Consider the following 5,847-nt stretch of genomic DNA (forward strand, 5'->3'; position numbering starts at 1 on the left):
GTCAGCGGGACGGAGTCCTTTCTTTTTACCAGGCTAAAAGTAGCTGAAAGCACACTATGCAGATCCAGAGCCGCCAACAGTAGAAGAAGTAGAAGAAGATGATAGCGTTCCAGGGATCCCAGACGTGCGTTTTGATGCCTACGACCCGGGCGAGGGGTTTTACGACGAGCTGTTTTTGGGGCGTAACCAGCCCCGTCCTGAGGCGATCCCGCTGATTGAGCGCATTCATTCTCTGGAAGAAGGGGAACTGCAGCAGCGGCAAGCGGCGGCGCAGGCGGCCCTCTTTCAGATGGGGGTGACCTTCAACGTCTATGGCGATAGCCAGGGCACAGAGCGAATTTTCCCCTTTGACATTATTCCCCGTATCGTCTCAGCTTCCGAGTGGCAGCGGCTGGAGAAGGGCCTTAAGCAGCGCATCCACGCCCTCAACCTGTTCATCGACGATGTTTATCACGACCAGAAAATCCTCAAGGATGGGGTGATCCCTGCCGAGCTGATCGAAACGGCCAAGGGATTTCTGCGGCCCTGTGTGGGGCTCAACCCACCGGGGAGAATTTGGTGCCACGTCACCGGCACCGACTTGGTGCGGGATCGGGACGGGACTTGGTACGTGTTGGAAGATAACCTGCGCTGTCCGTCGGGAATCTCTTATGTGCTGGAAAATCGGCGGGTGATGAAAAGCACCTTTCCCTCCCTGTTCAACACCATGGGGATCCGCCCGGTGGACGACTACCCTAGCCATTTGTTGGATACTCTGCTTAACCTGGTGCCGCACCTAGCCAACCCAACGGTGGTGGTGCTCACCCCCGGCATCTACAACTCCGCCTACTTCGAGCATTCTTTCCTCGCCCAGCAGATGGGGGTGGAGCTGGTGGAAGGGCGGGATCTGGTGGTGGCCGATGGCTATTTGCAAATGCGCACCACCAAAGGGCTGCAGCGGGTGGATGTGATCTACCGCCGCATCGACGACGACTTCATCGATCCCCTTGCTTTTCGCCCTGATTCCCTCTTGGGGGTACCCGGCCTGTTTGAGGTCTACCGGTCGGGGCGGCTGGCGATCGCCAACGCTTTGGGAACGGGGGTGGCGGACGACAAGGTGATCTACGCCTATGTGCCCCAGATGATCCGCTACTATCTGGGAGAGGAAGCCATTTTGCCCAACGTGCCCACCTACCTCTGCTGGGATCCTAAGGATCAGGCGTACGTACTGGAAAACCTGGACAAGCTGGTGGTGAAGGCAGCCAACGAGTCAGGCGGCTATGGCATGCTGATGGGATCCCAGGCTACACCGGCAGAGCGGTCTGCTTTTGCTGAGAAAATCCGCGCCCAGCCGCGCAACTACATCGCCCAACCCACCCTGTGCCTTTCTCGCGTGCCCACCTTGGTGGATCGGGGAGAAGGCCCCCGTCTAGAACCCTGTCATGTGGACTTGCGGCCCTATATCCTCTACGGCAAAGAGATCTACGTTCACCCAGGGGGGCTGACCCGCGTCGCCCTCAAGAAGGGATCTCTGGTGGTGAACTCCTCCCAGGGGGGCGGCAGCAAAGATACCTGGGTGCTCTGCGCGGATCCCGGCTGTTGAGAGACGGCTTGCAAAATAGGTTCAGAGCCGCTCGCCCGAACCTCTGCTCCACCGGCCAAAGCGGCTGGCATGTTGAAGCGCCAAATCCACGTAGTGCTGGGCGTGAAGGCGCAGTTGCTTGACCTCTTCCTCGGTGAGGGTGCGGATAACCTTAGCCGGGATCCCCGCCGCCAAAGAGCGAGGTGGCACAGACCGGGTGACCACCGCTCCAGCTCCCACCATGCTGCCCGCCCCGATGGTGACCCCGCTCAAGAGAACGGCCCCAATCCCGATCAGACATCCCCCCTCGATGTGGGCACTGTGGATGACCGCTCGATGGCCTACGGTCACTTCCTCGCCAATCAGGGTCGGCTGTCCGGGATCCCCGTGCAGAATGGCTCCATCTTGGATATTGCTGCGGCGGCCAATGACAATGGGCGAGAGATCCCCCCGCAGGATAGCCCCGTACCAAATGCTCACCGCTTCCGCAAGTTGGACATCGCCGATCAGTGTGGCATTGGCGGCAATAAAGGCTGCCTGGTCGATCCCTCTCGGCTGCTGCTCTAACCCCACTTTCCAAACGCCCTTGGCAACGACTTCTATTTCCCCAATCCTACTGCTACCGGGGGTGCGGCAATTCCAGACCTGCCCCAGCGCTCCGCGCCGCCTCCAGTCCCAGAAAAAGAGAGGAGCCAGGGATCCAGAAAATCAACCCGTCCCTTTGCTCCTGTTTCACCATTGTCAATCCATTGCACAATAGCAATGAGATATAAGCAACACATTTGGCTCATTGTCGATAGCTGTGGAAGCGTTCGTTAGATTAATTTCTAACTCTTGTAGGAGAGGGGCTAGGGGTGAGGGATTTTAGCTAAGCCTGCCGTTGCAGCAGGGGAGAGGATTCAGACGGTTGCAAGGGGCGAATGGCAAAGAAAGTTTCGTAGATGCAATCGCCAACGTGGTTCATTTGTAGCTGCAATTTGTCGAGAAACTCATGTAAGCCCTGCTCCATAATGTCGTCGATGGTTAGGTAGTCCAGCTCAGAACGCAGGCGGCCCAAAGCTCGCTCGCTGGGATCCCGCCAAGTATCGGCTGGGGTGCCGGTGATTTGGTGCAGGGATCGATCCGCATGAATAAGACAAAACTGAATAGAGCGGGGAAATTGCCGATCCAAAATCAGGAAAGAGGCCACCTCTCTGGGATTGATGCGGTGCTGGCGGCTGTGTTTCCGATACATTTCATAAGCACTGGCCGACTTCAGCAAGGCGATCCACTGCAGCTCATCCAAAGCCGTGCCCACGTACTGCAGAGAGGGCAGCAAGATAAAATACTTAACGTCCAAAATGCGCGCCGTTTTGTCTGCCCGCTCCAAAAGACGGCCAATCTGGCCAAAATGCCATCCTTCCCCATGGGTCATGGTGGCATCCATCACCCCGGCGAATAGGTGGCTGGCCAGCTTCACTTCTGTGAAGAAATCGTGGAGCTGACTCAGGTGGGGGCCTTGCTGAGCCGCTTCTTTGACCATCAAATAAAAGCGGTTGACCCGCTCCCACATTTCTGAAGAAATGACCTCCCGCACAGAGCGGGCATTTTCCCGCGCCAGCCGCAAACAGGAAAGGATGGAGTTGGGGTAATCCCTATCAAAAGCCAGGAACTGGATGACTGTTTCTTGGGTTGCCTGGCCATAGCGTTGGTAAAACAGCTCCTGATCCCCGGTGGTGTAGACAATGGGATCCCACTGCTGGGCGGGACCGCTGGGCAAGTCTAGGATGAGGTTGAGATTGACATCGATGAAGCGGGCGATGTTCTCGGCGCGCTCCACGTAGCGGTTGAGCCAGTAGATGGAATCGGCCACGCGACTCAGCATGCTGTTGCCTCCTCTGGAGTTTCTTGTCTCCGCGCTCCGTTCAAATTCAACAAACGAAGCAGCCGCCGCAGCTTCACCAGCAGCACCCCCGTCAGGCCGGTCAGGATCCATCCTATCCAGTCGGCTGGGGTGCCCAGATAGCGCACCTCCACGCGATGATCCCCCGGTGGGATCCGCACCTGCAACAGCCCCACTCCACTGTGCTCAGCAGACGTGAGGCGACCATCCACCTGTACCCGCCAAGCAGGGTAGTAAAAAGTGCGCAGGACTACCCATTGATCCTGATCGGTGGGGTTAACGGCCCGAAAACGACGGTAGCCATAGCGCCACTGCTCCACTTCCAACAGTGGCTCCAGATCGCTTTGTTCTCGTCCAAAGTTCACCATGTCGCCTTGCCACCGCAGCAGCGGATCCACCTCTGGGGGCGGCATGGGCAGGGTTGCTTGGCGAGGTCGGTACTCCGGCACATCCACCAGCGCCAGCCCATCGGGAAAGATCCAGTGCCAGTGAAGAAAAGCGATGCCCGGTCGCTGCTGAGGCTCATTGGGAAATGGCTTGGCGGCAGACAGCTCTTGAAAAGTTTGGATGGTCTGGGGGTCAAACCAGGCTCTGGACAAGACCTGCCAGCCCTGCCAGCTTTGTATCCCCATGGCCAGACCTATCCCCACAATCAAGAGGATCCTCAAGCCCTTTTGTCCCCACCCCCAGGCGGCCAGGGATCCCAACAGCCAGGGCACCGTTACTGATGTCACCGCCATCCAGCGCCAAGAAAACTGAATGCGGCGCAGGGGCAAAACCCACTCGTAGAGCCAACCCAGCAGATCCGTCATCATCAGCAAGGCCACCAAGCTGGCCCCCAAGCTGTAGAGCAGGATGGCTTTGGCCAGGGGAGCAGAGGATTCTAAGGCACCATGGGACTCCGTCTCGCCAGCACGAGCGGAATGGATCGGGGTCATCCCCCTTGTCCTGCGGGCCAGCCAAGTTGGGAGAATCAGGATTCCAACACCCAAGACAACGGCCACCATCCAGATCCAGTACCCCACCAGGCCGCTTTCAAACCAGTGCTGCGTCAGTTGTGGCTGGAGCCGGGTCAGCCCACTCACGATCAAACGATGTTGGGGCATGTACTCTTCGACAAAATTCACCAACTCCACCTGGATGAGGCGCTGATCCCAAAAGGCTGGCAGCAGATAAAACGCCGTCCACCCCAGCCCCAGCCCAAACCCCAAGTAGCAGCGCCCCACCCTGGGCCAGAGGGGATCCCAGCGGCCCAGCACCCAAGGCAGAGGCAGCCAAGTTAGCGTAAAGACCAGCAAAGTGGGCAAGTGAGATAGGGCCAACAGGCCGTAGCTAATGGCTAAGGCCACAATCGGCCAAAGGGACTGGGGCCGGCAGATCACCTGGACTGAGGCCCAGAAAATCCAGGGAGAGACAGCAATGGCCCACACTTCCCCCATTGCCCCCCGTTGGTAAATATCCACCAGCCAATAGGGGCCGGCCATACCCGCCAGAGCCAAAACCAGAGCCCAAGCCCAGGGGATGAGTTGCCGGAGAAGGGCATACAGCCCTGTCCCGAAGACCGCCATTGCCAAGCCCATGCTGGCCACCAGGGATCCGGGCATATCCAGCTCCAGCAGGCGAAACGGCAGAGGGGCCACCATGCACAGAGGGGGGTAAAAGGCAAAGGTGGGATTGCCGTAGCCGAAGTTGGAATACTCTAGCCAGCGGGGGTAAAACTGCCCGCTGAAAAACTGTCGCTGATACTGAAAGGCCCAACTGAGGTTGAAGTGGGTGGAATGAGTGATGGGATAGCCCTGGCGCAGCATGGGCCAGAGCAGCACCACGACTCCCACCAGCAACCCTATCCCAACACCCCTCTCCGGTTGGCACAACGCTTTTAGCATTTCTCGGCGTTGTCCCCATCCTCTACCTCGAAAGGCCCAGACTTCCCCCCATACTTGCGCAGCAGCCGGATGTGTTCGATCACCATCGTCTTCTCCAAGGCCTTGGCCATGTCGTATAGGGTGAGGGCAGCCACCGAAACTGCTGTCAAAGCCTCCATCTCCACCCCTGTTTGGGCGTTGGTTTTCACTGTAGCGGTGATCAGAAAGCCGGGCAGATGGGGATCCGGATTCAGATCCACGGTGACGCTGCTCAAGGGGAGAGGATGACACAGCGGGATCAGATCAGCGGTGCGCTTGGCAGCCATGATCCCGGCCAGCCGGGCTGTTTCCACCACATTCCCTTTGGGCCCTTGACCGGCCAAGATGGTCTGCAAAGTCGTTTCTGACATGCGTACCTGTCCTTGGGCAGTGGCCAAGCGGGCAACCATGGGCTTGTGTCCCACTTCCACCATTTGTGCTCGGCCAGAGGCGTCCAGGTGGGTGAGGGCTTGCCCAACAAAGGACTCTGTCCTGCTGGC

Annotated in this window: 5 protein-coding genes; 1 reads left to right on the forward strand and 4 read right to left on the reverse strand. The window is 58.5% G+C overall.

All coding sequences use genetic code 11. The features are described 5' to 3' along the window. The first annotated feature begins 124 nt into the window (after window positions 1–124). Window positions 125–1,582, forward strand: coding sequence for a circularly permuted type 2 ATP-grasp protein (locus NW819_RS07815; protein WP_414400096.1), 1,458 nt, complete (start codon window positions 125–127; stop codon window positions 1,580–1,582). A gap of 21 nt (window positions 1,583–1,603) precedes the next feature. Here NW819_RS07815 and NW819_RS07820 read toward each other — a convergent pair whose 3' ends face one another. The 4 genes from NW819_RS07820 to moaC form a co-directional block, all read right to left on the reverse strand. After that, on the reverse strand, window positions 1,604–2,134 hold the full coding sequence (locus NW819_RS07820) for a gamma carbonic anhydrase family protein (protein ID WP_414375236.1): 531 nt from the start codon (window positions 2,132–2,134) through the stop codon (window positions 1,604–1,606). A gap of 295 nt (window positions 2,135–2,429) precedes the next feature. After that, window positions 2,430–3,425 carry an alpha-E domain-containing protein gene (locus NW819_RS07825; RefSeq protein WP_414375235.1) on the reverse strand — a complete coding sequence of 332 codons (996 nt, stop codon included), beginning with the start codon at window positions 3,423–3,425 and terminating at the stop codon, window positions 2,430–2,432. Further along, window positions 3,419–5,278 (reverse strand): hypothetical protein, encoded by a 1,860-nt coding sequence (locus NW819_RS07830; protein ID WP_414413416.1) that lies wholly within the window; start codon window positions 5,276–5,278, stop codon window positions 3,419–3,421. Before NW819_RS07830 ends, NW819_RS07825 begins: the two co-directional genes overlap by 7 nt. Before the next feature lie 44 nt (window positions 5,279–5,322). Next, window positions 5,323–5,847, reverse strand: a 525-nt coding sequence (gene moaC / locus NW819_RS07835) for a cyclic pyranopterin monophosphate synthase MoaC (protein ID WP_414413415.1), incomplete at its 5' end; no start/stop codon positions are given.

Source organism: Synechococcus sp. R8-2 (genome assembly GCF_047461715.1).
Taxonomy (GTDB): Bacteria; Cyanobacteriota; Cyanobacteriia; order Thermostichales; family Thermostichaceae; genus Thermostichus.